Origin of the sequence: Micromonospora sp. NPDC047557 (assembly GCF_043205095.1) — a bacterium.
Lineage (GTDB): Bacteria > Actinomycetota > Actinomycetes > Mycobacteriales > Micromonosporaceae > Micromonospora.
On the sequence record NZ_JBIDDK010000003.1, the window covers coordinates 405841 to 431570 of the forward strand.

Sequence of the window (25730 nt, forward strand, 5' to 3'; positions counted from 1 at the left end):
CGAACCGGACGGCCGTGGCGTGGGAGGCAGAGCGTGGGCAGGCTCGCGTCGGCGTACGGGCAGGCGGTCACCGCCCACCGGGCGGCCCGCGTACACCTGGATGCCGCCCGAGGCGTGCTCGGCGCGGCACCTGCTCCGCCGCCGCAGGCGGGCGGGGGCGACCTCGTGGCCCGACTCGCGCGCCTCGGCGGCGCGCTGGCCACCCCGACCCCCGGCGCCACCGCGCTTACCGACACACCGGCCGCGGTGCGTATTGGCCAAGCGTCCACTCCGGACGGCGGCTTCCCGGTCCTGCTGCCGCTCGGCGGCGGCCACCACCTGGCACTGGACACCGACGCCCGGGACGGGCGCGTCGCCGCGCTGCTGCGGGCGCTGGTGCTGCGGCTGGTCGCCACCGCGCCACCCGGTCGGGTCCGGGTCACCGGCATCGACACCGCCGCGCTGGGCGCCACCTTCGGCCCGCTGCGCCCGCTGCTCGACGCCGGCGTGCTCGACCCGCCGGCCACCAGCGAGGCCGAGGTGGCCGCCCTGCTGACCGCCGCCGAACGGCACGCCCGCGCCGCCCAGCACGCCGATCCCTCCACCCGGCAGTTGCTGCTGGTGGTCGCCACCGCCGCCCCGCCGCCGCGCGAGCTGGCGCGGCTCGCCGCGCTCACCCACGCCGGCCCGGCCGCCGCCGTCTGCGTGCTCCTCGCCGGCCATCCGTCCCGGCTGCCCGGCGAGACCGCGCCGCCGCTGGGCAGCACCACCGCCCTGCGGGTCAGCGAGGGGTACGCGCACGTCGGCGACCCGCCCGGCGTTCCGTTCAGCGCCGACGGCAGCGGCCTCGCCGCCCCGGTGCTGCTCGACGGCGACCCGCCGCCGGCCTCGGTCCGCGCGCTCGCCGAGCACCTCGGCGCCGCCGCCCGCCGCGCCGAGGCGCTGCCCTTCGCCGAGCTGCTGCCCGAGCGACGATGGGCCGAGTCGGCGGCCAACGGGCTGCGCACCGTCGTCGGCCGGGCCGGCCCCGCGCCGCTGACGGTCGCCTTCGACACCGCGCTGACGGTCGCCTTCGACACCGCGCTGACGGTCGCCTTCGACGACGCCACCCCGCACTGGCTGGTCGGCGGCCGCACCGGTGCCGGCAAGACCGTCTTCCTCCTCGACGTCCTCTACGGGCTGGCCGCGCGCTACTCGCCGGCCGAGTTGCAGCTCTACCTGCTCGACTTCAAGGAGGGCGTCAGCTTCACCGAGTTCGTGCCCACCGGGCGTGACCCGTCCTGGCTGCCGCACGCTCGTGCCGTCGGCATCGAATCCGACCGCGAGTACGGCCTCGCCGTGCTGCGCGAGCTGCGCCGGGAGGCACAGCGCCGGGCCACCGCGCTGAAGCGGCACGGCGTCACCAAGCTCGCCGACCTGCCGCGGGACAATCCGCTGCCGCGCATCGTGGCCGTCATCGACGAGTTCCACGTGCTGCTCGCCGGCAACGACGCGCTGGCCCGCGAATCGGTCGACCTGCTGGAGGAGTTGGCCCGCAAGGGCCGCTCGTACGGCATCCACCTGGTGCTGGCCAGTCAGAGCATGACCGGCATCGAGGCGCTCTACGGTCGGGCCGAGGCGATCTTCGGGCAGTTCGCGCTGCGGGTGGCGCTGCCCGGCGGCGGCGGTGTCCTCGACCAGCTCAACGACGCCGCCGCGGCCCTGCCGATCGGCTCCGCCGTGGTCAACACCGCCGCCGGCGCGGTGGGCGCCGACACCGTGCTGCGCTTCCCCGACGCGCACGCCGCCGCGGCCGACCTCGCCGCGCTGCGCCACGAGCTGTGGCAGGCCCGCCCGCCGGGCTCGCGGGCCCCGGCGGTCTTCAAGGGGTACGAGGCGGCGCGCGTCGAGGACGATCCCACCTTCGCCGGGCTGCGCCCCGGTGGCCGACGCCCCATGGCGCTTGTCGGCCGGACGGTCGACGTGCACGGCACCACGGCGCTGTTCCTGATGGACTCCACCCCCGGCCGGCACCTCGCCGTGGTGGGCACCGCACCGGCCGGCGCGGACGTGCTGCGCGCCGCCGCGCTGAGCGTGGCCCGCCAACACACCCCCGGCGACGCCCGGTTCCAGGTGGCCTCCCTGGTCACCGCCGCGGACCCGATCGCGGCCGAGACCGAGGCCGCGCTGCGGGCCGCCGGTCACCCGGTGCACCGCCTCGACGCGGCCGGGCTGCGCGACCGGATCGCCACGCTGGCCGCCGAGCCGGCCGGCCGCGAATACCTGGTGGTGTTCGGGATGGACGCCGCCGCTCCGGTCCTCGGGGCGGCCGACCCGGTCACGTTCCGCTCCGGCCTGGACGACCTGCGTACGCTGCTGCGCCACGGCCCCGCCCAGGGCGTGCACCTGCTCGGCTGGTGGCGCGGCCTGCGGCGGCTCTCCGACGACCTCGGCGGCACCCAGAACCGCGACGACGTCGCCTGCCTCGTCGCGCTCAACGTGCCCGGCGCCGAGCTGGCCCTGCACCTCGGGGTGCACGACCTGGCCTACACACCGCGCGCCGACCGGGCGCTGCTGGTCGACCGGCACGACCAGCGCACCAGGCTGATCGTGCCGTTCGCCCGCGACGGGCACGAGCCGCACGGGGAGCGTTGACAGTGTCCTTCGAGGAGTACGCGGCGCTGGCCCGACAGCTCGCCGAGCACCGCCGCGCGGGCGAGCGGGACGCCGCAGCCGAGTCCGAGCGCCGCCGCGACCTGCACGCCGCCGCCGACTACCTGCACCAGCGGCTGACCGCCCAGGGCCACCGCCTCGACCAGCTCGGCCGCGCGATCGGCATCGAGCAGCCACCGGCCGGCCCGACCGCCGCACCGGGCAACCACGCGCCGGGATCGAGTGCAGGCGGCCCGCCCCGCCCGCCAGCAAACGGGCCGGCCACCACCTGGCCCGGCTCGCCGCCGGCGACCGGCCCGGCCGGTGACCCGGCCACCCGGCCCGGCTCGCCGCCCGCGGGGTTCGGCCCGGCCGGTGACCCCGCCACCTGGCCTGGTCCGCCGGCGGGGTCCGGCTCGCCCATGGTGAGCGGATCGGGGGACGGCGGGTCCGCCGGCGCAGCCGGCGTGCCGGGGCGGGCGGGTGTCGGGGCGTACCCCGAAGTGCCGGCGCTGCAGGCGCGGCTGGCGCTGCCGACGGCGCTGGGCCCGGCGGGCGCCGGGGTGCCGGCGCAGCGTGCGGCGGCGGTCGACCCGGTGGTGGAGTTGGAGCTGGCCCGGCGGATGGCCGACGAGGCGGACCGGCACGGGCAGCAGGCCGAGCTGCTGGCCCAGCGGCCCGCGCTGCTGCCGACGTGGTCGCCGCTCGCGCGGGCGGTCGCCGTCTACGCCGCGTGCGGAGCGGCAGCGGGGGTGCTCATGCTGACCCTCGTGCTCGCCTCCGGGGTCGGCCTGGTCGACGGCTTCACCCTCGGCGCGTGGATCTGTGCCGGGCTGCCGGCGCTGGCGTTCTTCGGGGGTTACCTGGTGCTGGGCCGGTGGGGGAGGCCGGCGATGGTCGCCGGCACCCCGCCGCGCTACCTGCCGCTCGGGTTCCTGATCTGCTTCCTGCTGGTGCCGCTGGGCTACTGCGCCTACCTGCTGCTGTTCCGCGCCCTCCGCTGAGCCCCGGCCGCGCGTCGGCAGGCGTGCTGCGCGACCTCCTAGGAGAACGTCAGCCGGTACCGCCCGCGAGAGCCGACGGGCTCGGACGCCGCAGCTCGGTCAGCTCGTGGTCCAGCAGGTCGGCCAGTCGCTCGTACCGGTCCGGGCTGGTCTGGCGTGTGATGCCCCGGCTGGGCATCTCGACAGTCATCAGCAGGTACAGGTGCAGGCGGTAGAGGCTGAGCCGACGCAGCGTGGCCTCGTCGAAGACCACCGGATCGGGCGCGGCGGCCCGATAGCCCCGCAGGAACGGGTTATCCGGTTCGTCCTCCGCCCGCCGGTAGATCAGGGGCGACACCAGGTCCATCAGCGGGTCGCCGAAGAGGAACCGTTCACCGTCGACGATCCCGCGCAGGCCCAGGCTGCCGCCGGGCGTAGGCTCGGCCAGTACGTTGCCGTCCCAGCCGTCGAAGTGCAGCAGCGCCGGCCGTCGTACCTGGTCCAGGATCGACGCGTACCGCTCGGGCAACTCCCGGAACCGATCCGGCGAGGTGGGGAGTCGCACGTCCCAGTCCGCCGCGTCGGCGAGCACGTCGTCGAGCATGGCGGCGAAGGCCGCACGCCACGTCGTGCCGCTCGCCCGGCCGCCGTCGTACCCGTAGTGGTCGCCGCTGACCCGGTGCAGCGCGGCGATCGCGACGCCGAAGTCGTAGCGGGCCGGGGTGTCGTCGAGGTGCTGCTCGCCCTCGGCCCACTCCCACAGCGAGCGGCCGGGAATCAGGCCGCTGACCAGCCACTCGCCGAGTTCCGGATCGTTGCCATGGTGCAGCAGCGGCGGCACGGGCACCTGCGGCGCGTGCGTGGACACGAGGCGGAAGTACCGGGCTTCGGCGGCGGCGAGGCCACGCTCGTAACGCAGCAGCGGCGCGTCGGGCGGTGGTGCCACCTTCAACACGACCTCGCGCCCGTCGTCGAGCGCCACCCACCACACGGTAGCGAAGCTGCCGCCCAGGATCGGCCCGCAGTCGACGACCCGGCGGTCCGCGCCGAACGACGCCGCGACGAAGCGCTGCACCTGGTCGTGGTCCAGTGGCCGCTGGGTGCGGCCGAGCCCTTCCACCCCGTGGTCCCTTCCTCCCCGCCGTGATGCCCGCCAGAGTGCCAGAGTCGTCGGACAATTGTTGTCCTGGTTCCCTGCGCAGCGGCTTCCTAGCGGGTCTCCTGCTGGTCTCGCGCTCCGGCCTGGTGCTCATTCCCGCCCGGTGCGGCGTTGTCGGCGGCGTGCGCCGCCGCCGCGAGGACGGCGTCCCGTTCCTGGTCGGTGCAGCCCTCGTCCTCCAGCAGGCCGAGCAGCAGCACCGTCCGGGCGACGATGGCCGGCGCGTCGTCGGGCACCGGAGGGCGTTCACCGAGCGCCGCCCACACCAACGCCTCGGCCAGCGCCGGCTCGACGTCCATGCCGGTGACGTCGTAGCGTTCCCGCGCGGACGCCACGAACCGGATCACCGGCGCCCGGTCCTGGCCCGCGACGAACCGCCGCCGGACCGCCACCAACAGCGCCCCGGCGAGCAGGTCCGCGTACCGCCGCCAGTCCGCCTCGGTGAACCGGCGCAGCCGCCGTTCGTGCCCGCGCAGCCGTCCCGCCAGAAGGCCGCGCAGCGCTGCGTGCGGGTCGTTCACCACTGTCGCCCCCTGATCATCGTGAGTGGGTTCTTCCGTCGATGTCGCCTGGTCACCAGGCCGCTCGCCACCCGGCAGCCGTGTGCGATCTCGCTGGTGCTGGTGCTGGTGCTGGTGCTGGTGCTGGTGCTGGCGGTCCTTTTTGGCGGGTGGGGCGCGGGGGCGGCCGGCTCGCCGGTCAACGCCGCCACCGAGCGGTCGATGCGGCAGCCGCCGATCGCGAGCCGGGTGACGACCAGGTCCAACCGGGTGATGGCCGCCGCGAAGTGCCGGGCCGCGACCGCGTCCGCCACGATGTGGGTACGCCGCAGCCGGTCCTCGGCCGCCGCCAACCGCCACCGGGTACGGGCGGCCAGCGCGGCCGCCCGGTCAGCGTCGACCCGAGCCGCGCGCAGCCCGGCGAGCAGCTCACCCGCTGTCGCGGTCACCGGCGATGCCCGATCGGCGGCCAGGCCGGCGTAGACCGAACTGAGCGCCCGCCAACACTCGGTGACCGCCTCCTGCCAGGGCAGCCTCCGGCCGGCTGGCCCCGCACCGTGCAGGTGCGCACCGGCCCGGTCGGCGGCGGCGATCGTGGCCAGCCAGGCGTCGCGCAGATCATCCGCGTTCAACGGCGGCCTCGGCAGTTCACTGCTCCGCCTCGGCGGTGGCCTTGACCAGGCGGGCGAAGAGCACGTCGGTGCACGGGTAGTCCCTACCACAGCCGCAGACCCACCTACGGACCACGCGCGGCGGATGGGCGAAGAGGGTGTCGTCGGCGTCCTCGACGTCCTGCTTGGACACGAGACGCTGGGCTGGCGGGTGTCGGGAGGGTGGGTCGGTGGGCTGGTCGTCGGGTCGATCGGGCATCGGGTGCTCCCGTCCGGTCGTCTCCTTGCTGGTCAGGGCGTTGCTCGTGGCGGCACGTGCCGCCAGGCGGCGATGCGGTGGGGCGGCGTGCGGGCACGCCCCGGCACGCCCGGCCGGACGGGGGGACCGGCCGACCGGGCGCTTCCTGCGCGGTGGAAAGAACCAACTCCGGGTTTGCAGACCAGGGAGCCAGCAGGACCGAACTTTGCCACACTAGTATGTATAAGTCAACGACAAACTAGTCCGTTCTTGTCCTGACTAGTGGGGTGTGATCAAATGGCGGTGCAGACCAGGGAGACAAGATGCCCGCCAAGCCCAAGTGGGCGCAGCTCGCGGATCAAATCCGAGAGCAGATCGCGTCCGGTGAACTCGCCCCAGGGGACAAGCTCCCGTCCACCGCCCAGCTTCGTGCTGAACATGGCGTCTCGGCTGGTGTCGTGCGGCAAGCGATTCTCGTCCTGCAAACTCAGGGCCTTGTCGAAGGCGTGCACGGCCTCGGCGTGTTCGTCGCCGACCGCTGATCGGTCGCGCCCCGGTCTCGGTGAACCCGGCCAGATCTTGGACAGTTTCCGTTAGCCGAGAACGGAAAGTGTCCAAGATCTAGAGATTCCGGCTGGGGTTCGTCGTCCAATCCTTGATCACTTGATGCGTACCAGTTGCCGAGGGCCTGCCCTGACTGGTCAGCGTCAGGTGATCTTCGCCAGGCGGCGGCGGGGGCACCTCGCACATCATGATTGGGCGATCGAGCGGTCGCGCTGGGTGCGCGGATCTCGTACGCTCCCTTGTGGTCTCCGCCGGTGCGGTGGCGGAGGCGATGGTCGACCAGGGGGAGGGTGCGCGTGAGCGCAGCGCAGATCATCGCGAAGTTGGCGGCGGCGTCGCAGAAGCTCGATGAGGCGAAGGCCAAGACCGCAGCGGCAGCGCAGGACGCGGCCGAGGCGCGAACCCTTGTCGCCGGTGCGCTGGAAGGTGTCGCCGCCGGGCCGCTGGTCGGCATGATCGACGCGTACCGCCAGGCTCTGGCGCAGGCGTCCCAGGGTGGCGAGCCGGCCAAGCAGCACGTCCAGGAGACGATCGCCAAGGTCCGCGCGCTGGGAAATTGACCACGGGTGGTGGTAGCGCAACCCACCTGCCACCCGTGCGACCAGCAGTTCCACCGCCTGAGCCAGGGCTCGGCCGACCTCCTCGTCCATCTCCGGACGCCCTCCAACCGCGCGAGCAGGATTCTGAAGCTCCTCGATGGGAGCGCCGGGTAGATGCAGTCGTCGCCTATTCACCGCAGGGAGTCGGGCTGACCAGCGGCATGCTCGGTGTGCTGGTGGCACCGAACAAGATCGTGGGTGTTGGCCTCGTGATACTCGGATCCACTGTCGATACAGTCACGACCTGGTGGGACAGGCGTCAGAAGCGGAGGAACGGCGATGCAGGTTGACGAGCGTGTGGAGGGGGCGGTAAGAGAGGCTTACCGTGCTGTCATCGCAAAGGACGGTGACCGTCTCGCGGCGGCGTTCGCAGGACTGAACGAGGACGAGGCTCAAATGGCCGTGCGCTATGCCGTCTTCGTCGTCGGGTTCATCGTCAAGGATGTATTCCGCAACGGCGCGACCGAGGCTGAGCTATCGGAATTGGCCGACAAGATCATCGCCAGCGAGTCCCCATGGGTTGACCTCGGTCGACGTGAAGATCTGGCCAGGCTCCTAGCCGCAGCCACCAGCGGCAACATTGTTGCCAGTTCGACCGCCCGCGCGGATGTCGTCGGCAACATCCTCGTAGTCGGTGGATTTCTGCTCACGAGCTTCCGGCTCGATGACCAGCGCTGGTGGGACTATCTCGATGAGATCTGGGCCGCCATGGAGGCGGCGGGGTGACGGGCGTGCCTGATCCGTCCCGCACACGTAACTTGGGCCGCAAAGCTCGCTGGTCGACACGGGTGACAAGACGCCGACATCAATGTCGATCACGTTGTCGTCCGCAGCGGTGATCTTCCCTATCCTGACCTGTTCGCCGGCGCTGCATGGCGACGGCACGGTTCAGCGGGTGATGCGGACCTCGTCTTCGAAGCGCGGGTAGTCGCACACGTCCTGGCCGCACAGCTCGAAGCCGCCGCTGGCAAGCGCCACGCCGCGGTTGAAGGCGAAGCCGCCGCCTTCCGCGTACACCCGTCCGGTCACTGCCTGCGGCTGGCCGGTGCAGCTGACCGGCGCCCAGCCCGATCCGTAGGCCACCCGGTTGCCCGAGCGCTGGCGCAGGATCAGCTCCGCGCCGCCGGAGAGGCCAGCGTCGCAGGTCACGGTGAGGGTGAGGTCCACGGCGACACCCTTCGCGACCAGGGTCGCGGACGTGACCTCGACGGTGCTCGCCGCGCTCGCCGGCGACGGCGTCAACAGGGCGAACAGGGACAGCCCGAGCAGTGCGATGGTGGTGGTGATGCGGCGCACGGCGGCTCTCCTATCGGAGTAGGTGCTTACCTGCGGTCACCATAGCCCTCTGCGGCGCTGACGCGGATCAATGGATCGTCGAGTCTTGCGGGGACGTCCGCTCGATGACGATGACGGGGATCTCCCGGTCGGTGTCCCTCTGGTAGCGGGCGTACGTCGGGAAGACCTTCGTCATCACCGGCCACAGCCGGGCCCGCTCCTCGGTGGACGCCGTCCGGGCGCGACCCGCGAACCGTTCCGCGCCGACCTGGACCTCCACCGTCGGGTCGGCGCTCAGGTTGAGGTACCAGGCGGGGTGCGTGGCCGCGCCGCCGTTGGACGCCACCACCAGGTGGTCGTCCCCGTCGCGGCCATAGATCAACGCGGTTCGGCGGAGTGCGCCCGAGCGGCGTCCCCGCGTGGTGAGCAGCAGCGCGGGGTAGCCCTGGAAGGTGCCGCCTTCGGCGCCGTCGGTCTCCACATACCGCCGAATGTGCTTGGCCACCCAGCCGACCGGACTGTCCTCGATCGTCTCGTGCTGCTCCTGCGCGGTCACGCCATCGCCTCCATCGCCGAATCCGCCCGGCTGAAGCGGAGGTGTCGATCGTACGCGGAATGCCACGCGCTGGACCGGCCACGACCATCGATGCGGCGGGTACGAAGGTCGTCCGTGCGGACGGGGGTGAGAGCGGTATACCTGTGAGTCATAAATATGACTCACAGGTATACGTCTCTCCGGGGAAAGTGCCCCGGCACCCGTGCGGGTCAGTCGCGCGAGCGGGGCAGGCAGCACTTCTTGTACTTCGCGCCCGATCCGCACCAGCAGGCGTCGTTGCGCCCGGGCGGCCAGGACGTCAGGCCCACCTCGTCGAGGCTGTCGGCGTACTCGTCAAGGGTTTCCTCGTCGACGGGGTCGTCGCCGGCGAAGGCCGCCAGGCCCGCGACGGTGCCGGCGACGACGCCCAGGTCCGCGCCGCCCAGTCTGGCGGCCTCGGCGAGCGCGCGTTCGATCTGGGTGCGGTGCTCGTCCCACGTCTTCGGGTAGCTGTCGACAAGCCCGGGCCAGCGCATCAGCAACGCGTTGAACTCGGCCTCCGGCCAGTACAGCAGCGTCGCGGGGCCGTCGTCGAGCGCGTCGAGGGCGTGGGTGCTCGCGGCGCGCAGCCGGTCGGCGAGGTTGTCGTACTCGTCGTGCGGAAGGCCCATCTCCTCGCGCAGGTGGTGCCGCCGCTGGGTCAGCCCGTAGATCATGGCCGCGGCCTCGTCCTGCGCGTCCTCGGACTCGTGCTGCTGGGTCCGGGTGCGTTCCAGGATCGTGTCGAGCGCCCCGGTCAGCCATTCCAGCGCCAGGTCGGTGTGGCCGGCTTCGGCCAGCTCGTCGACCAGGTAGGTCGCGTTGGGGTTGGTCTCCAGCAACGGGCGCAGCTCGGTCAGCTCCGCCATGCCCTCGTCCGAGCGGCCGAGGCGCAGCAGCAGACCACCGCGCACCGACCGGGCGTACGCGTCCTCGTCGGGCTGTTCGGCGATGGCGCGGGTGGCCAGGGCGAGCGCGTCGGCCAGGTCACCCGCCTGATCGAGGATGTCCGCGGCGACGAGCAGCGCGTACCCGATGTCGTCGGGGTCGGCGAGGCGTCCTTCGTCGACGGCGCTCACCAGCTCGGCGACCAGCGCGGCCGGGTCCGGGCTCTTGACGCCCAGGGCGCCGATCTCCTCGATGCGGTCGGTGGTCAGCAGTTCGGGCATCAGCTCATCCTGAAAACGACAAAGGGAGCGGCCAGCGTACCCCCGAAGCATGCCGGAGCCCGGGCGGCGGACCGCCCGGGCTCCGACTTGCCGGCGAACCTCAGCGGGTCGCGGGCATGGTGGCGAACTCGCCGGCTAGCTCGGACTCGACGATCGTCGCGGTGGACGGCCGGCGACCGGCCGACGCCCGCCGGGCGGACGGGACGGCGAAGGCCGCGAGCGCGGCGGCGAGGGCGATCGCGGTGAGGACGAGAAACCCCATCGTGAAGCCGGCCTCCCGGGGCAGGCCGTTGGCCTGCGGGTGGGCGGTGATCACGCCGCTGACCACGGCCGCGCCGATCGCGCCGCCGATGGTACGGATGTTGGCGTTCATGCCGGTCGCCACGCCGGTCTGGCTGGCGGGCACGCTGCCGACGATCAGGTTGGCCATCGACGCGAACGCCAGGCCGATGCCGAGACCGACCAGCCCACCGGCGATGGCGACCTCCCAGCGGGTGTCGTGCGCGGCGGCCAGCATCGCGGAGGCGGCCACGTTGAACGCGGCGCCGGTGGCGAGCTGCGCCTTGGCGCTGAACACGGCCTGGAGCCGGCCGGCGACGAGACCGGCGACGAACATCGCGACGAGCATCGGCAGCATGAGCAGGCCGGCCTGGCTGATGCTGGCGCCGAAGCCGTAGCCGGCGGCGGTCGGGGTCTGCACGAACTGGGGAAGGAACGCGTACACGGAGAACATCGACGCGCCGTAGAGCAGGGCGACCAGGTTGGTGGTCCACACGCCGGGCAGGCGCATCATCCGCATGTCGATCAGCGGGTTGGTCGAGCGCACCTCGGCGGTCAGCCAGCCGATCAGCAGCACAACGGCGAGGACCAGCAGGCCGAGCACCCGGGTGGAGGTCCAGCCCCAGGCCGCGCCCTGGCTGATCGGCAGGAGCAGCGCGACCAGCCAGCCGGAGAGCAGCAGGGTGGCACGCCAGTCGATCCGACCGGGGGTTCGCACCGGCGACTCGGGCACGAACAGGTGCGCGGCGACGGCGGTCAGCCCGACCACGACCATGGGAATCCAGAACAGCCAGCGGTAGTCCAGCGCGGCCACGATCGGGCCGGCGAGCACGACGCCGAGGCCACCGCCCGCGGCGACGATCGCCGAGATGGCGGCGACGGCGCTTCCGACCCGCGCGGCGGGGAACTCGTCGCGGATGATGCCGAACGACAGCGGGAAGACCGCGCCGCCGATGCCCTGCACGACCCGGGCGACGATGAGCACGCCGATGTTCGGCGCGATGGCGGCCACCAGGCAGCCGAGGGCGAGGGCGGCGAGCGAGACGACAAGCATCCGCTCCTTGCCGACCATGTCGCCGACCCGTCCGAGGATCGGCGTGAAGATCGACGCGGAGAGCAGGTAGGCGGTCAGGACCCACGTCACGGTGTTCTGCGAGGTGTGTAGGTCCTGCTGGATGGTCGGCAGCACCGGGGTGATCAACGACTGGAGCATCGCGAAGAACCCGGCGCCCGCCGCGAGCACGGTGAAGGTGAGCCGACGCGAGCTGCGTCGGGATGTCACTGACACGAGAGAAAACTCCTGATGTGGTACGGAAGGAGGTTTGTCGCCCGTCGTCGGAGGCGGGCAGATCTGTCGGGTCCGGGCGATCGGGTGGCCAGGCGGATCGGGCGGGTTCCGAGGTAAGCTAAGCGGAGGCTGTCCTCCGGCATGTCCGGAGGGGTGCCTCCACTAAGCTAGCGGAGGGGTGCCTCCGGATGCAACCAAGGTGAGGTGACGCACGTCATGACCAGCGCGGGGCAGATGCCCGAGGTCTTCGCGCAGCGGCCCAAGCGGGCCGACGCGCGGCGCAACTACGACGCCCTGGTCACCGCGGCGCGCGAGGCGTTCGCCGAGAACGGCGCGGCTGCCTCCCTGGAGGACGTGGCCCGCCGGGCCGGGGTGGGCATCGGCACCCTCTACCGCAATTTCCCGACCCGCCGGCACCTGTTCGAGGCCGTCTACGTCGAGGAGGTCCGTGCGTTGAGCGCCTCCGCCGCCGACCTGGCCGAGCTGCCTCCGTGGGACGCGCTGGTCGCGTGGCTGCACCGCTTCGTCGCGTACGTCGCCACGAAGCGGGCGCTCGCCGAGCAGTTGCTGCACGACTCGGAGATCTTCGCCAGTTGCCGGACGGAGATCTACGCCGCAGGCGAGCCGTTGATGCGCCGCGCCCAGGCTGCCGGTGTGGTACGCGACGACGTCGGCTTCGACGATGTGGTGCGCCTGATCAGCGGCCTCACGATGGCCCAGTTCCCCGCACCCGAGCAGCGTGACCGGGTGCTCGGCGTCGCCCTGGACGGGTTGCGCGCGACCGTCCGCTGAGAACCCGTCAGCGCGACCGTCCGCTGAGCGCGCGTCAGCGGGCCGTGCGCTGAGCGCGGGTCGGCGGTCGACGAGCAGTAGCGACTCCTCGTCGAGCCGTTCGACGATGCTGCCCGCCGGCGACCGGGCCGCGCTGTCGTTGCCGAGCAGCTCGACGGCCCGGGTGTAGAGCTCGATCAGGCGGCGTTCGGCTGCGCCGGACTGCCGGTCCTGATGGCGCTGCGCGGCCTCGGCCACCGGCTCCGCGTGCGCCTGCCCCCGGTCCCGATGTGCCTGGTCGAGGGCGCCGACGCTTTTGCGAGGCGGGGTAGGCCCACAGCGGCGGGTGTCCGCTGTGGAGCGGAATCGAATTGCCGGTTTGCGCCGTCGGTGGAACAACGGGTTACCGGCGCGTAACAAGTCATTGACGTTTCTGAATTGTGACGTGCATCATCGTCGCACGGTCGACCGGACACCCCCACCCACCTGCCCGGTTCGCCGGGTGCCTCCCCCCGGAGGTGCAGCCATGCTGCTCCGAAAGACCGTCCTCGTCGTGTCCCTGGCCACCGCCGCGCTGCTGGCGTCCGCCGGCACCGCGACGGCCGCCACCCCCACCGCCCCCGCCGCCCCGGCTGCCAGCGCCCCGGCTTCCACCGCCGCCTTCGCTGCCGCTGCCGCGGCCAACCCGGTCATCGTGGTCGGCGGGCTCAGCGGCGTCGCCGTGGCGTACGAGCCGATCGCCGCCCGGCTGCGTGCCGACGGCTACCGCACCTTCATCTACCAGCTGCCCGGGCTGGGCCTCGGTGACATCCCCACCTCGGCCCGCGCGTTCGCCGGCTACGTGGAGCAGGTGCGTGCCAGCACCGGCGCGGCGACCATCGACCTCGTCGCCCACTCCGAGGGCGGCCTGGTCAGCCGCTACTACCTCAAGCGCCTGGGCGGCACCGCCAACATCGGCCGGTACGTCAGTCTGGGCTCGCCCCAGTACGGCACCTACGTCGCCAACATCGTGGCGTTTCTCGGCCTCGGCAGCTGCGCCGGCATCGTGGCCTGCCAACAGATGACCATCGGCTCCGCATTTCTCGCCGACCTGAACGCCGGGGACGACACCCCGGGTTCGGTGCGCTACACCACCGTCCGCACACTCCAGGACGAGCTGGTCCGTCCGACCGGCAACGCCGCCGTCAACGACGGGGCGACGAACGTCCTCATCCAGGCGTACTGCCCGCTGCGGCTGGTCGGGCACCTCAGCCTGGTGCTCGACGGGACCGCGTACACCATCGTGCGCGGCGCCCTGACCGACGGCCCGGTGCGACCCAACTGCCTCGCGGTCTGAGAGCCGTGCGGGTGGTCCCGGCCGGGACCACCCGCACGGCCTCGCTCAGCTCGCTTGGTCAGCTCGCCTTGGTCAGCGCCTCGAACTCGTCGTCGGTGAGCCGCACGTCGGCCGCGGCCACGTTCTCCTCCAGGTGCGCCACCGAGGACGTGCCGGGGATCGGCAGCATCACCGGCGAGCGGCGCAGCAGCCAGGCCAGCGCGAGCTGCGCGGGCGACGCGCCGTGCTCGGTGGAGATCGCGTCCAGCGGGCCGCCCGGCCGGGCCAGCTCGCCGGTGGCGATCGGGAACCACGGGATGAACGCGAGGTCGTTGCGCTCGCAGTACTCCAGGACGTCCTCGGCACTGCGGTTGGCGAGGTTGTAGAGGTTCTGCACCGAGGCGATCGTGGTGATCGCGCGGGCCTGCTCGATCTGCTCGACGCTCACCTCGGACAGCCCGATGTGGCGGATCTTGCCCTCCTGCTGCAACAGGGCCAGCTCACCCAACTGGTCGGCCAGCGGCACCTGCGGGTCGATCCGGTGCAGCTGGTAGAGCGGGATGCTGTCCAGACCCAGGTGACGCAGGCTCAGCTCACACTGCTGACGCAGGTACTCCGGCCGGCCCACCGGACGCCAGTCGCCCGGGCCGGAGCGGGTCAGCCCGGCCTTGGTCGCGATGACCAGGTCGTCGGCGTACGGGTGCAGAGCCTCGCGGATCAGCAGCTCGGACACGAACGGGCCGTACGAGTCGGCGGTGTCGATGAACGTCACGCCCAGCTCGACCGCCCGGCGCAGCACCCGCAGCGCCTCGGCCGGGTCCTTCGGATCACCCCACACACCCGGCCCGGTGATCTGCATCGCCCCGTAACCGAGCCGGTTGACCGTGACGTCGCCCCCGATCCGGTACGTGCCGGACGCCTTCGCGGGCTGCTTGCTGATGTCGGTGGCCATACGCGCATCCCCAATCGTCTTCGTCGCGGCGGGCAAGACAGACAACCCACCACCTCGTGATCATCCCCCGGGAGCGGGCCATCATGCCGCCGCTCGCCCGATTGTGTGCGTCGACACGGCAGCACGCGACCACTGTCGTCCTGCCGCTAGCGCCCGTGCTGTCCGGTCTGCTACGCCTGATCCGAGTCGGTGCGGCCGGCCGGGGGAGGCGCGATGTGGCGACGGTTCAGACCCGACCCGGTCGGTCGGCTGCGGGAGCGGCTGGACCGCTTCGACACCACAGGCGACCACCGGGCGGTCCTCGACTCCGGCGCGATCCGCGACGCCGAGGCCGTCGTCGACCTGGTGACCGCGACGCCCACGGACGGGCCGCTGCCCGAGCGGGTCGCCGAGGGCGTGTTCCTCCTGGCCTGCCTGCACTGGTACCGGTACCAACTGCTGCCCCCGGGCGAGGACGCCGACGACCTCGGCCAGGCGCTCGGGCTCACCCAGTTCCTGCTGCGCTTCGCCCCGCAGCGGGTGTCGCCGGCAATGCTGGCCCTGCTGCACGCGCACCGACCGGCCAGCGGCGGCGCCCCACGCGCCGACGCGCCGCCGACCCGGTCCGGCCTGCGGTCGGCCGGGTCGGGCGCCGACGCCGCCGGCGCCCGCTACGTCGAGGCCGTCATGCTGATGGCCGCCGCGGAGACCAGCGGCGACTACCGGGCGGCCGACCGGGCCGAGTCCCTGCTGCGCCAGGCCCTCGACGGTACGCCGGCCGGTGCGCCGGAGCGCCTGCACTACCTGTCCGCCCTCGGCAAGGTCCACCGCGACCAGTTCCAGCACCTCGACCGACGAAGGGCCCTCCCGGCGGCCGTGACGGCGCACCGGGAGAGCCTGGAGGCCACCGGCCTCGGCGATCCGGAACGTCCCGTGCGGCTGTTCAACCTCGGCAACGTCCTGGGCGACACGTACGAGGTCGACCGCGACCCGGCCGCGCTGGATGAGTCGATCACGGTGCTGCGGGACGCGGCCCGGGCCGCCGCCACGGGCACGCCGGTGCGCACGATGGCGCGGATCAATCTCGGCCAGCGGCTGCGCGACAGGTGGCGGCTGCACCGGCGCCCGGGTGACCTCGACGAGGCGATCGACGCCTTCGCCGCGGCTCGGGGCAGCGGCGATCCCCGGGTCGCCGCGCTGCACGGCGCGGCGCTCGCCGAGCGGTTCCTGCGCGGCCGGACGCCCGCCGACCGGGACTCCGCGATCGAGGCGTACCGGTCGGCGCTGACCGGGTTCGGTGGGCTCGACCCCGAGCTGGCCGGCACCGCGCAGGTCGGGCTCGCCACCCTGCTCGCGGACCGGCACCAGGCCGCCGCCGATCCGGTCGACCTCGACGCGGCGATCGACGCGTACCGGGCCGCCGCCGGTTCCGGGTCGACACCCGGCGGGATGGATCGCGAAGAGCTGCGCCACGCCACGGCCGGCCTGCTGACGACACGCTACGAGCTGCGGCGGCGGGCCGACGACGTCACCGAGGCGGTACGGGTGCTGCGCGCCGGCGTGGCCGCCGCCCGGGACCCCGGCCAACGGGTGCGTCGGCTCGCCGATCTCGGCTACGCGCTCGCGCTCGGCCACGCCGACCTCGGCGGGGTGAGCGCGCTGCGCGCCGCGCGGGACGCGCTGATCGAGGCGGAACGCCTGCTTCCGCGTACCGACCCGCTGCGTCACCATGTGCTCAACAACCTCGGCAACACCCTGCGCGAACTCTCCGACCTGGCCGGAGAGCCGGCGCTGCTGGAGCCGGCCGCGGTCGCGCTGCGCTCGGCCGTGGCCGCCGCCGGGCCGGACGCCGCGTCCCTGCCCCGGTACCGCTCGAACCTGGGCCTGGTGCTGCAGGCGCTGTTCGCCTCGACCCAGGACCTGGCGACCCTGACCGAGGCGATCCAGGTGCTGGCGCAGGTGATCGACACGACGCCACCCGGGCACCCGGACCGGTTGCCGGCGCTGACCAACTACGGCGCCGCCCTGAACCGCCGGGTCGAACTCTTCCTCGACGGCGCACTGCCCGCCGGCGGCGAGCCCGCCGACCAGGTCGCGGCCGGCGTCGCCGGGAACTCCGACGCCGCGGTGGCCGCCCTGCGCGAGGCCGCCAAGCTGGCCGAACAGGAGGCCACCCCCAGCGAGTACGCCCAGACGCTCGGCACCCACGCGCTGGCCCACCTGCTGCGGCACCGCCTGCACGGCGACCTGCCGGCGCTCGACACGGCGATTCGACTGCTCCGGCGACTGAGCGAGGGACAGTCGGTCGGCGCGGACCGCTACCGGATCCTCACCAACCTCGCCAACGCCCTGCTGCTGCGCTACCGCGCTGGTCACGCCGACGCCACCGCCATGCTGGCCGCGTACCGGGCAGCGGTCGACGAGCTGCCCCCCGAGCATCCGGCCCGCACCATGTGTCTGAGCAATCTCGCCACCGCCCTGGAGGCGGTGGCCGAGGTCGCCACCTCCGATCCCAGCTCCGCCGCGACGGGGGCCGCCGGTGTCGGCGGCTCCGACGCGCTCGCCGAGGCGGCGGCCGCGCTGCGCGCCGCCGCCGACGTCGAGTCCGCCCCATCGCTGCTGCGGGCGGTGGCCGCCAGCAGGTACGCGGCGCACGTCGCCCAGGCCGGCGACCTTCCGGCCGCGCTCGACGGGTACGCCACCGCGATCGAGCTGATCGACCTGGTGGCCTGGCACGGCATGGACCCCGACGACCAGACCCGCCTGCTCGGGCGTTTCCCCGGGCTGGCCAGCGACGCCGCGGCGGTCGCCATCGCCCTCGACAACCCGGAGCGCGCGGTCGAGCTGCTGGAGTACGGCCGCGGGGTCCTGCTCACCCGCGCCCACGACGCGGGCGCCGACCTGGCCGCTCTGCGCGCGCAGGCCCCCCGGCTGGCCGCCCGCCTCGCCGAACTCCAGGACGCCCTCGACGACTTCCCCACGCCGGCCGGGGTGGCAGCGGCGGCCGGGCTGACAGCGACCGCCGGGCCGACCCCGGAGCAGCGGTACGACCTCGCCACCCGCCGACGCCAGCTGCTGACCGAGATCCGCGACCGGCCCGGCTTCGCCGACTTCCTCCGTCCACCGCCCTTCGACGAGCTGGCCCGGGCCGCCGCCGACGGTCCGGTGGTGCTGGTCAACGTGGCTGCCCGGCGCTGCGACGCGCTGGTCGTCGCCGAGGGACTGGTCAGCGTGGTGCCGCTGCCGGAGCTGACCCTGGACGAGCTGGTCGTCCGGACGGCGAGCTTCCTGGCCGCGATCGAGGTGCTCACCGGACCGGCGGCGCCGGACCTCCCGCAGCCGCAGGTGCAGCGTCGTCGATCGGCGGCCCGCGCCGAGGTCGCCCAGACACTGGACTGGCTGTGGCGGGTCGTCGCCGCACCCGTACTCGACCGGCCTTCACCCACCCCGCCGCCGGCGGACGCCGAACCGTCCGCCGTGCCGTCGTCCGGGGTGGGCGGGTCGGTGGGGGAGTGGCCTCGGTTGTGGTGGTGTCCCACCGGGGTGCTCACCCTGCTGCCGCTGCACGCGGCCGGTCCGATCGAGGGTGGCGACGGGGTGCTGGACCGGGTGGTCCCGTCGTACACGGCGTCGCTGCGGGCGCTGGCGCACGCGCGCCGGGGCGTCCCGGCCCGGCCCGAACCTGTCGACTCGGCGGTGTTCGTCGGCATGCCCCAGACGCCCGGCCTCGCCGACCTGCCCGGCGTCGCGCGGGAGGAGGAGATCGTCCGTCAGCACGTGCCTCGGGTCCGCTCACTGCTCGGCCCGGTGGCCACCCCGGCGGCCGTGCTCGCCGCCCTGCCCGACCAGCCGGTCGCCCACCTGTCCTGTCACGGCACGCAGGACCTGCGCGCCCCGGCCTGGGGTCGTCTGGAGCTGGCCGGCGGCGCGCTGCACGTCCGGGACCTGTGGCGGCCGGCCGGCAACCCGGCGGCGCTGGCGGTGCTCTCGGCCTGCGAGACGGTACGCGGCGGGGCGGCCCTGCCCGACGAGGCGCTCACGCTCGGCACGGCCTTCCAACTGGTCGGCTTCCGACACGTCATCGGCGCGCTGTGGTCCATCTCGGACACGCTGACCGTGCGGCTCTGCAAGGACCTGTACGACGGGTTGTCAGTGCCCGGAGGGATCGCGCCGGACCGCGCGGCCGTGGCCCTGCACGCGGCGGTCCGCCACCTCCGCGAGGCCCTGCCGGATCACCCGGACACCTGGGCCGGCTACGCCCACCTCGGCCCCTGACGGCCGCCCGACCTGCTTGATGGTGTCCGCGCAGGCGCACAGCGCGCTCGACGGGCGGGCTCGGGGCGACCCGCGGGCAGGCTGTCGGCTGCGGATGCCGTGCCGGACCGCCGGGCCCGGGGCGCTGGCCGCACCGCGCGCTAGCGAGTCGACGGCGGGGAGCTGACGGCCCGGGAGCTGACGGCCGGGAAGCTGACGGCCGGGGAGCTGACGGCCGGGGAGCTGACGGCCGCGGGGGCGGGGCGGGCGGGGGCGTACCAGGTCACGCCGACGGCCGCGACCAGCAGCGCGGTGCACAGCAGCACCAGACCCACTCCGGTCCGCAGGGAGCGGACCGCCGCCAGGGCCTCCAGATGGTCGCCGAGCGGGGCCGGCGGCAGAGCCGCCACCGGGGTCACCGTCAACCGGCCGTGCGCCGCGCGGAGCAGCGCGAGCGCCCCGGCCACGCCCGCGGCCAGCGCGGCGAGCAGCAGGACCCCGACCAGCGCGCCCCAGCCCGCCGCGAGCGTGGTCACGTCGGTGCGACCCCGGATCAGGCTGAACCCGACCAGCGCCACCAGCAGGCCACCCAGCCCGTTGCGCCAGGCCACCGCCGCCGCGCGGACGCGCTCCAGCTCGCCGCGCAGCAGGCCGGCCAGCTGCTGGGCGCGGTGCAGGTCGGCGACGGTCGCGGGCGGCCCCGGGCGAAGCCGGATCACGCCTCGCCCTCCAGCCACAGCGTCCAGTACGCCCCACAGCCGCGCAGCCCGGCGGGACGCCCCGGGTGCTCGGCCTCGCACTCGCACATCAGCGGGCGGTAACCGGGATCGGGGGGCGGAACGTCCTTGCGGTACGCCTCGTCGACGAGCGTCGTCGTGCTCGGGTGGCCACACCGGGGGCACCGCCCACTGAGCACCACCGCGAACTCGAATTGCTGCGGCCGGAAGCCCACCGCGGCCTGCGTGGCGTACGCCTCGTCGGTCACCTCGACGTACGGCAGTGGGCTCGACACCGGCTCGTCGTCGCGCATCCCGACCTCCCACCACCGATACCCGGACCGTCCACCGTAGTCGGTGCCGGCACCCGGGCCGACCGACGTGCCGGGTCGCCGCCGGCCGGGATTCCGGCGGGCGGGGCGGCGGACTGCCGCCCGGCCACGCCAGCACCGACCGTGGCCGTGTCGCCGTCGACCCGTGGACTGACCGGGGGCAGTTGCGCGGAGCGACAGGTACCGCCGTCGTCGGCGTGCGACGCTGGGCGCGTGCCGGTGACGCCGGCTCGGGCGGCCGGCCCGGTGCGTGCCGGCGCGACGGCGGAGGGAGCACCATGGCGGGAGTGCCGCAGGTCGACTTCGCGCTCGACACGTATGAGTGCATCGTGATCTATCCCGGCGCGGCCGGACGGGCCCTGCCCCCGGAGACCGTGCAGCGGTTGCAGGCCGAGCACACCGAGCACATGCAGGCGTTGCAGCGCAGCGGAATCATCCTGGTCGCGGGCTCGGTGGACGGCCCGGCCCGTACGCCGGAGCCGCCGATCGGCTTCGGGCTGGCCCGCACCGGCAGCGTCGACGACGTGCGCAGCGTGCTGGAGGCCGACCCCGCGGTGCAGGCCGGCCTCTACCGGGTGGACGTGCTGACCTTCCTCTGCCCGGCCGGCTCGTTGGAGTTTCCGCTGGTCAAGGCCGAGAGCTGACGGTCGGTCCAGCGACGGGTGTCGTGATGGTGACGGCGTTGCGGCGTCCCCCGGTGCTACGGTCGCGCGCACCGAGGATCGCGGTCGGGGCGCACCCGGCGTCATCGGCCGGGCCCGGTCGAGGAGACGCCATGAGCTCCGCCGCCACCCCCGATGTCGCGTCCGCCGCCGCGCGGCTGCGTGCCCTGCTCGGTGACCGCCTCCACGAGCCGGGCGAACCCGGGTTCGACACCGCCACCCGCCTATGGAACGCCGCCGTCGACCGTACGCCTGCCCTGGTCGCCCACTGCCTGGACGCCGACGAGGTGGCCGCGGCGGTTCGCGTCGCCGCCCGGTGTCACCTGCCGGTGTCGGTCCGCTCCGGCGGGCACGACTGGGCTGGCCGGGCACTGCGCGACGGTGGCCTGGTGCTCGACCTGACCGGCCTGCGCACCGTCCGGGTCGATCCGGACCGGGGCACGGTGACGGTGGCCGGCGGTGCCAGCGCCGCCGACCTGCTCGCCGCCGCCGCCCCGTACGACCTGGTGGTGCCCACGGGTGTGGTCCGCGACGTGGGCATGGCCGGGCTGACCCTGGCCGGCGGGTACGGCCCGCTCTGCGGGCGGTTCGGCCTGGCCCTGGACAATCTGCTCGGCGCGGAGGTCGTCCTCGCCGACGGTCGTCGGGTCACCGCCGACCCGCGCCACGACGCGGAGTTGTACTGGGCGCTGCGCGGCGGCGGCGGCAACGTCGGCGTGGTCACCGAGCTGCGGTACCGGGCGCACCAGCTGCCCGCAGTGCTCGCTGGCATGATCATGTTCGCACTGGCCGAGGCGCCGGCCGTGCTGCGCGGCTACGCGGCGCTGCTCGCTGACGCCCCGGACGAGTTGACCGTCATGGCCGGGTTCCTGCCCGGCCCGGCCGGCGAACCGGTGGTCTTCGTGTGCCCCTTCTACAGCGGCCCGGACCTGGACGCCGGCCGCCCGTGGCTGGACCGGCTGCGGGCGCTGGGCACCCCGCTGGTCGACCAGGTCGACCCGCTGCCGTACGCGGACGCGTTGCGGATGTTCGACGGCGGGATGGTCGACGGAAACCACTACCTGCTGCGTACCCGCTGGCTGCCACCGCTCGCCGACGGCGCGGTCGACGTGCTGGTCGACGCCGCCCGGCAGGTCACCTCGCCGTTCTCCGCGCTGGCCCTGCACCACTTCCACGGCGCGGCCACCCGGGTCCGGCTCGGCGACACGGCGTTCGGCCTGCGCGCCGAGCACCTGCTGACCGAGATCATCGCGGTGTGGGCGCCCGGCGGCCAGGCCGCACCGCACCTCGCGTGGGCCGAGCAGACGTCGGCGGCGCTCGCCCCGCTCGCCCTGCCCGGGGGCTACCCGAACCTGCTCGCCCCGACCGAGACCGAACGGGTCCGGCTCGCGTACGGCGCGAACTGGGCGCGTCTGCGCCGGGCCAAGCGGCACTACGACCCTCGTGACCTGCTCACCGCCGTGCCCACGCTGCCGCCGTCGGAGCACCCGGAGTGAGCGTGCGCCGGGAGCGCCCCGACACCGCCCGCCGCGACAGGCGTACGATTCCCGGCGCGCGGTCGCCGTTGCCCGTCGCCACAACGTTCCCGGTGCGGTTCCGCCCGCCGGCCCGACGCGCACCGCGCGTTGTTGGACACCTGTTCCGCTGCCTGCAAGGGGTCGGCCCCGAGTCCGACCTGAAGGAGAGACTAGCCTGATGGGCGTGACACGCCGCGCGAAGATCGTCTGCACTCTTGGTCCCGCCACCTCGTCCCCGGAACGCATCCGGGGCCTCGTCGAGGCCGGCATGAACGTGGCGAGGCTCAACTTCAGCCACGGCAGCCACGCCGACCACGAGGCGGTCTACCGACTGGTCCGGGAGGCGTCCGAGGCGGCCGGCAAGCCGGTAGCCGTCCTCGCCGACCTGCAGGGGCCCAAGATCCGGCTCGGCCGGTTCGCCGACGGTCCGCACGAGTGGCGCACCGGCGACTCCGTCGTGATCACCGGCGACGACATCCTCGGCAGCAAGGAGCGGGTCTCCTGCACCTATCGCAAGCTGCCGCAGGAGGTGAAGCCCGGTGACCGCCTGCTGATCGACGACGGCCGCGTCGCCGTGGAGGTCAGCGACGTCACCGGCAACGACATCCGCTGCCTGGTCACCGAGGGCGGCCCGGTCTCCAACAACAAGGGCGTGTCGCTGCCCAACGTGGCGGTCAGCGTGCCCGCCATGTCGGACAAGGACGCCGAGGACCTGCGCTTCTCCCTGGGGCTCGGCGTCGACCTGGTCGCGCTGTCCTTCGTGCGCTCGGCCGAGGACATCAAGCTCGTCCACAACATCATGGCCGAGGAGGGCGTGTTCCGGCCGGTGCTGGCCAAGGTCGAGAAGCCGGAGGCCGTGGACCACCTGGAGGCCATCGTGCTGGCCTTCGACGGCGTCATGGTCGCCCGTGGCGACCTCGGCGTGGAGATGCCGCTGGACGAGGTCCCGCTGGTGCAGAAGCGGGCCGTGCAGCTGTGCCGGGAAAACGCCAAGCCGGTCATCGTGGCCACCCAGATGCTCGACTCCATGATCGAGAATTCCCGCCCCACCCGGGCGGAGGCCTCCGACGTGGCCAACGCGGTGCTCGACGGCGCGGACGCGGTGATGCTCTCCGGCGAGACCAGCGTCGGCAAGTATCCGGTGCTCACCGTCAGCACCATGGCCAAGATCGTGACGACCACCGAGGCCGGCTCGATCGGCGTGCCGCGGCTGCAGCACGACCCGCGTACCCACGGCGGCGCGCTCACCGTGGCCGCCTCGTCGATCGCCCGGGCCATCAACGCCAAGGCGCTGGTCGCCTTCTCGCAGACCGGCGACACCGTCCGGCGGCTCTCCCGCCTGCACTGCGACCTGCCGCTGCTGGCGTTCACCCCGGTCCCCGAGGTGCGTGACCAGCTCGCCCTGACCTGGGGCGTGGAGACCTTCCTCATGCCGTTCGTGCAGCACACCGACGACATGTTCCGCCAGGTCGACCAGGCGCTGCTCGGCCTCGGCCGGGCCAACCCGGGTGACTACGTGGTGATCGTGGCGGGCAGCCCGCCCGGCACCCCCGGCTCGACCAACACTCTGCGCGTCCACCAGCTCGGCTCGCTGGTCGACGCGGCGTCGGCGCGGGCGCTGCAGTGAGCGACGATCGGGTCGCGATCGGCCAGGCAGCGGTCGACCAGCTGCTGGAAGTGCTGGACCTCGACCCGACCGGGGAGATGACCTTCCGGGGGATGAGCCCCCCGGTCGGCCCACAGCGGGTGTACGGCGGCCAGGTCGCCGGTCAGGCGCTGGTCGCAGCCGGCCGCACGGTGGACCCGGAGCGGTTCGTGCACTCGCTGCACGGCTACTTCGTCCGCCCCGGCGACCCGGTCGAGCCGATCGAGTACCAGGTGGAGAACATCCGCGACGGCCGGTCCTTCTCGGTACGCCGGGCGGTAGCCCTCCAGCACGACAAGCCGATCTTCTTCATGTCGGCGTCGTTCCAGCGGGCCGAGGAGGGGTTGGACCACCAGGCCCCCGCGCCGCTGGACGTGCCTGCCCCGCAGGACGTGCCGACGATGTCCGACCGGCTCTCCCGTTACCCGGAGCGTCTGGGCATCTGGGGGCAGATCCCCCGCCCGATCGACGTGCGTTACGTGGGGGAGCCCGGCTGGGTCCGCCCCGGCGACCGGCCGGCCGACCCGCACCAGCGGGTCTGGATGCGCATCGACGGCAAGTTGCCCGACGACCCGCTGCTGCACGCGTGCGCGCTCACGTACGCCTCGGACCTCACCCTGCTCGACTCGGTGCTCTCCGTGCACGGTGAGGTGTGGGGGCCGGGCGGTGTGGTCGGCGCGAGCCTGGACCACGCGCTGTGGTTCCACCGGCCGTTCCGCGCCGACGAGTGGTTCCTCTACGACTGCTGGAGCCCGTCGGCGTCCGGCGCGCGAGGGCTGGCCACCGGCCGGATGTTCACGACGGACGGCCGACAGATCGCCAGCGCCGTGCAGGAGGGTCTGCTGCGCCGCGTCGGCGCCTGATCCGTCGGCCCTGGGCCGTCGGCCCCCCTCGGGGCCGGCGGCCCGGTCACGCCGCGTGGATGGCCTCGCCGGCGATTTCGATCTGCACGGTCTTCCCGACCAGAACGCCGCCGCTCTCCAGAGCCACATTCCAGAGCAGGCCGTAGTCCTCCCGGTTGATCTCGGCGGTCGCGCTGAATCCGAAGATGTTCTGACCGTACGGGTCACGACGGGCGCCGCCGAAATTCACCTGAAGGTCCACCGCGCGAGTGATCCCCTTTACCGTCAATTCGCCGGTGAGCACAAATCGATTGGGCTCGGACTGCGGCGGGGGATTGTGACTTCTGCCTCGTCCGCCGAATCGGTGGTTTCGCAGGCGGGCCCAGTAGAAAATCGGGTCCTCGTTGCTCTGCCAGTTAATGCCCGTGCTTCGATATTCGAGCGTGGGATAACGCTCCGCATCGAGGAAGTCGGCGCTTTTCAGGTGGGTGTCCCGGTCGACGCTCCCGGTGGAGATGCTCGCCGCCGCGATGGTGGCGGTCACGCCGGAGCGCAGCGGATCCTCCGCCAGGAAGATCTCCGCGCTCGCCTCGGCGAACTCGCCGCGGACCGGGCTCACCATCATGTGGCGGGACAGGAAACCGATCCGCTTGTGCGCCTGATCGAGGCGATAGGTGCCGGCGATCGGGATGGTCATGCCATCCCAGGTGCGTGTGGCGACATCGGTCATCGTGTTGCCTTCCCCCCGGGTGGAACCGGGTGTTTATCAATGTCCTGCCGAGCCCTCGTAACCAGTCCGGCAGTAATACCGCCCGCCCAGCATAAGGACGCGCCGAATCAGCATTCCGGGCCCCACCGGGTAGTGGATCACGGCGTCCGACGTTATTGGCTAATCG

General features: G+C 73.3%; 24 protein-coding genes. 12 read left to right on the forward strand and 12 right to left on the reverse strand.

Annotated elements, in window-relative coordinates; all coding sequences use genetic code 11:
- Positions 1 to 33: 33 nt before the first annotated feature.
- Positions 34 to 2613 (forward strand): FtsK/SpoIIIE domain-containing protein, encoded by a 2580-nt coding sequence (locus ACGGAQ_RS12330; protein WP_393047674.1) that lies wholly within the window; start codon positions 34 to 36, stop codon positions 2611 to 2613.
- A 2-nt stretch (positions 2614 to 2615) separates the two neighbouring features.
- Entirely contained in the window at positions 2616 to 3614 is a 999-nt protein-coding gene (locus ACGGAQ_RS12335) for a hypothetical protein (RefSeq protein ID WP_393047677.1), read from the forward strand.
- A 49-nt stretch (positions 3615 to 3663) separates the two neighbouring features.
- Here the strand turns inward: ACGGAQ_RS12335 and ACGGAQ_RS12340 are convergent, their stop codons facing one another.
- The 4 genes from ACGGAQ_RS12340 to ACGGAQ_RS12355 all read right to left on the reverse strand — a co-directional run bounded on the left by ACGGAQ_RS12340 (position 3664) and on the right by ACGGAQ_RS12355 (position 6122).
- On the reverse strand, positions 3664 to 4713 hold the full coding sequence (locus ACGGAQ_RS12340) for a phosphotransferase family protein (RefSeq protein ID WP_393047679.1): 1050 nt from the start codon (positions 4711 to 4713) through the stop codon (positions 3664 to 3666).
- A gap of 89 nt (positions 4714 to 4802) precedes the next feature.
- A complete protein-coding gene (locus ACGGAQ_RS12345) occupies positions 4803 to 5273 on the reverse strand; it encodes a hypothetical protein (RefSeq protein ID WP_393047681.1) in 471 nt (156 codons plus the stop codon).
- The gene (locus ACGGAQ_RS12350) at positions 5270 to 5884 is read right to left on the reverse strand and encodes a hypothetical protein (protein WP_393047684.1); all 615 of its coding nucleotides are present in this window, start codon (positions 5882 to 5884) and stop codon (positions 5270 to 5272) included. The genes ACGGAQ_RS12345 and ACGGAQ_RS12350 overlap by 4 nt, the downstream gene beginning before the upstream one ends.
- 16 nt (positions 5885 to 5900) lie before the next feature.
- Positions 5901 to 6122 carry a hypothetical protein gene (locus tag ACGGAQ_RS12355; RefSeq protein ID WP_355067187.1) on the reverse strand — a complete coding sequence of 74 codons (222 nt, stop codon included), beginning with the start codon at positions 6120 to 6122 and terminating at the stop codon, positions 5901 to 5903.
- Between the two features lie 302 nt (positions 6123 to 6424).
- Between ACGGAQ_RS12355 and ACGGAQ_RS12360 the strand changes: the two genes are divergently transcribed.
- The 3 genes from ACGGAQ_RS12360 to ACGGAQ_RS12370 all read left to right on the forward strand — a co-directional run bounded on the left by ACGGAQ_RS12360 (position 6425) and on the right by ACGGAQ_RS12370 (position 7990).
- A complete protein-coding gene (locus ACGGAQ_RS12360) occupies positions 6425 to 6643 on the forward strand; it encodes a winged helix-turn-helix domain-containing protein (RefSeq protein WP_393047688.1) in 219 nt (72 codons plus the stop codon).
- Positions 6644 to 6961: 318 nt separating this feature from the next.
- Positions 6962 to 7225, forward strand: coding sequence for a DUF6244 family protein (locus ACGGAQ_RS12365; RefSeq protein ID WP_354861022.1), 264 nt, complete (start codon positions 6962 to 6964; stop codon positions 7223 to 7225).
- Between the two features lie 318 nt (positions 7226 to 7543).
- On the forward strand, positions 7544 to 7990 hold the full coding sequence (locus ACGGAQ_RS12370) for a hypothetical protein (protein WP_393047691.1): 447 nt from the start codon (positions 7544 to 7546) through the stop codon (positions 7988 to 7990).
- A gap of 162 nt (positions 7991 to 8152) precedes the next feature.
- Here the strand turns inward: ACGGAQ_RS12370 and ACGGAQ_RS12375 are convergent, their stop codons facing one another.
- The 4 genes from ACGGAQ_RS12375 to ACGGAQ_RS12390 all read right to left on the reverse strand — a co-directional run bounded on the left by ACGGAQ_RS12375 (position 8153) and on the right by ACGGAQ_RS12390 (position 11849).
- Positions 8153 to 8560, reverse strand: a complete 408-nt coding sequence (locus ACGGAQ_RS12375; RefSeq protein WP_393047694.1) for a hypothetical protein — start codon at positions 8558 to 8560, stop codon at positions 8153 to 8155.
- A gap of 67 nt (positions 8561 to 8627) precedes the next feature.
- Positions 8628 to 9095, reverse strand: a complete 468-nt coding sequence (locus tag ACGGAQ_RS12380) for a nitroreductase family deazaflavin-dependent oxidoreductase (RefSeq protein ID WP_393047697.1) — start codon at positions 9093 to 9095, stop codon at positions 8628 to 8630.
- A 209-nt stretch (positions 9096 to 9304) separates the two neighbouring features.
- Complete coding sequence (locus ACGGAQ_RS12385) at positions 9305 to 10282, reverse strand: SEC-C domain-containing protein (RefSeq protein ID WP_393047700.1); 978 nt, start codon at positions 10280 to 10282, stop codon at positions 9305 to 9307.
- 100 nt (positions 10283 to 10382) lie between these two features.
- Entirely contained in the window at positions 10383 to 11849 is a 1467-nt protein-coding gene (locus ACGGAQ_RS12390; protein WP_393047703.1) for an MFS transporter, read from the reverse strand.
- A 216-nt stretch (positions 11850 to 12065) separates the two neighbouring features.
- Between ACGGAQ_RS12390 and ACGGAQ_RS12395 the strand changes: the two genes are divergently transcribed.
- Both ACGGAQ_RS12395 and ACGGAQ_RS12400 read left to right on the forward strand, forming a co-directional pair.
- On the forward strand, positions 12066 to 12641 hold the full coding sequence (locus ACGGAQ_RS12395; RefSeq protein WP_393047706.1) for a TetR/AcrR family transcriptional regulator: 576 nt from the start codon (positions 12066 to 12068) through the stop codon (positions 12639 to 12641).
- 505 nt (positions 12642 to 13146) lie between these two features.
- Positions 13147 to 13956, forward strand: a complete 810-nt coding sequence (locus ACGGAQ_RS12400; protein ID WP_393047709.1) for an esterase/lipase family protein — start codon at positions 13147 to 13149, stop codon at positions 13954 to 13956.
- Positions 13957 to 14014: 58 nt separating this feature from the next.
- Here ACGGAQ_RS12400 and ACGGAQ_RS12405 read toward each other — a convergent pair whose 3' ends face one another.
- Positions 14015 to 14887: an aldo/keto reductase gene (locus ACGGAQ_RS12405; protein ID WP_393047712.1), complete on the reverse strand. Its 873-nt coding sequence runs from the start codon at positions 14885 to 14887 to the stop codon at positions 14015 to 14017.
- Between the two features lie 213 nt (positions 14888 to 15100).
- Between ACGGAQ_RS12405 and ACGGAQ_RS12410 the strand changes: the two genes are divergently transcribed.
- Complete coding sequence (locus ACGGAQ_RS12410; protein ID WP_393047715.1) at positions 15101 to 19141, forward strand: CHAT domain-containing protein; 4041 nt, start codon at positions 15101 to 15103, stop codon at positions 19139 to 19141.
- A gap of 140 nt (positions 19142 to 19281) precedes the next feature.
- Here ACGGAQ_RS12410 and ACGGAQ_RS12415 read toward each other — a convergent pair whose 3' ends face one another.
- On the reverse strand, positions 19282 to 19839 hold the full coding sequence (locus ACGGAQ_RS12415; RefSeq protein WP_393047718.1) for a hypothetical protein: 558 nt from the start codon (positions 19837 to 19839) through the stop codon (positions 19282 to 19284).
- Entirely contained in the window at positions 19836 to 20150 is a 315-nt protein-coding gene (locus tag ACGGAQ_RS12420) for a hypothetical protein (RefSeq protein ID WP_393047721.1), read from the reverse strand. The genes ACGGAQ_RS12415 and ACGGAQ_RS12420 overlap by 4 nt, the downstream gene beginning before the upstream one ends.
- Positions 20151 to 20446: 296 nt before the next feature.
- On the opposite strand from ACGGAQ_RS12420, the gene ACGGAQ_RS12425 reads away from it, so the two are divergent.
- From ACGGAQ_RS12425 to ACGGAQ_RS12440, 4 genes are all read left to right on the forward strand, one after another.
- Entirely contained in the window at positions 20447 to 20812 is a 366-nt protein-coding gene (locus ACGGAQ_RS12425) for a YciI family protein (RefSeq protein WP_357576150.1), read from the forward strand.
- Positions 20813 to 20943: 131 nt separating this feature from the next.
- Positions 20944 to 22326: an FAD-binding oxidoreductase gene (locus ACGGAQ_RS12430; RefSeq protein ID WP_393047725.1), complete on the forward strand. Its 1383-nt coding sequence runs from the start codon at positions 20944 to 20946 to the stop codon at positions 22324 to 22326.
- Positions 22327 to 22525: 199 nt separating this feature from the next.
- A complete protein-coding gene (pyk, locus tag ACGGAQ_RS12435; protein ID WP_393047728.1) occupies positions 22526 to 23974 on the forward strand; it encodes a pyruvate kinase in 1449 nt (482 codons plus the stop codon).
- The gene (locus ACGGAQ_RS12440; protein ID WP_393047731.1) at positions 23971 to 24855 is read left to right on the forward strand and encodes an acyl-CoA thioesterase; all 885 of its coding nucleotides are present in this window, start codon (positions 23971 to 23973) and stop codon (positions 24853 to 24855) included. The genes pyk and ACGGAQ_RS12440 overlap by 4 nt, the downstream gene beginning before the upstream one ends.
- A gap of 46 nt (positions 24856 to 24901) precedes the next feature.
- Here the strand turns inward: ACGGAQ_RS12440 and ACGGAQ_RS12445 are convergent, their stop codons facing one another.
- Positions 24902 to 25564: a YceI family protein gene (locus tag ACGGAQ_RS12445; RefSeq protein WP_393047734.1), complete on the reverse strand. Its 663-nt coding sequence runs from the start codon at positions 25562 to 25564 to the stop codon at positions 24902 to 24904.
- Between the last annotated feature and the right edge of the window lie 166 nt (positions 25565 to 25730).

Bases quoted from the DNA above. Each gene is read 5' to 3' on its own strand.
- ACGGAQ_RS12355 (WP_355067187.1), bottom strand. From the start codon at position 6,122: ATGCCCGATCGACCCGACGACCAGCCCACCGACCCACCCTCCCGACAC.
- ACGGAQ_RS12360 (WP_393047688.1), top strand. From the start codon at position 6,425: ATGCCCGCCAAGCCCAAGTGGGCGCAGCTCGCGGATCAAATCCGAGAG.
- ACGGAQ_RS12370 (WP_393047691.1), top strand. From the start codon at position 7,544: ATGCAGGTTGACGAGCGTGTGGAGGGGGCGGTAAGAGAGGCTTACCGT.
- ACGGAQ_RS12385 (WP_393047700.1), bottom strand. From the start codon at position 10,282: ATGCCCGAACTGCTGACCACCGACCGCATCGAGGAGATCGGCGCCCTG.
- ACGGAQ_RS12395 (WP_393047706.1), top strand. From the start codon at position 12,066: ATGACCAGCGCGGGGCAGATGCCCGAGGTCTTCGCGCAGCGGCCCAAG.
- ACGGAQ_RS12400 (WP_393047709.1), top strand. From the start codon at position 13,147: ATGCTGCTCCGAAAGACCGTCCTCGTCGTGTCCCTGGCCACCGCCGCG.
- ACGGAQ_RS12405 (WP_393047712.1), bottom strand. From the start codon at position 14,887: ATGGCCACCGACATCAGCAAGCAGCCCGCGAAGGCGTCCGGCACGTAC.
- ACGGAQ_RS12410 (WP_393047715.1), top strand. From the start codon at position 15,101: ATGTGGCGACGGTTCAGACCCGACCCGGTCGGTCGGCTGCGGGAGCGG.
- ACGGAQ_RS12420 (WP_393047721.1), bottom strand. From the start codon at position 20,150: ATGCGCGACGACGAGCCGGTGTCGAGCCCACTGCCGTACGTCGAGGTG.
- ACGGAQ_RS12425 (WP_357576150.1), top strand. From the start codon at position 20,447: ATGGCGGGAGTGCCGCAGGTCGACTTCGCGCTCGACACGTATGAGTGC.
- ACGGAQ_RS12430 (WP_393047725.1), top strand. From the start codon at position 20,944: ATGAGCTCCGCCGCCACCCCCGATGTCGCGTCCGCCGCCGCGCGGCTG.
- pyk (WP_393047728.1), top strand. From the start codon at position 22,526: ATGGGCGTGACACGCCGCGCGAAGATCGTCTGCACTCTTGGTCCCGCC.
- ACGGAQ_RS12445 (WP_393047734.1), bottom strand. From the start codon at position 25,564: ATGACCGATGTCGCCACACGCACCTGGGATGGCATGACCATCCCGATC.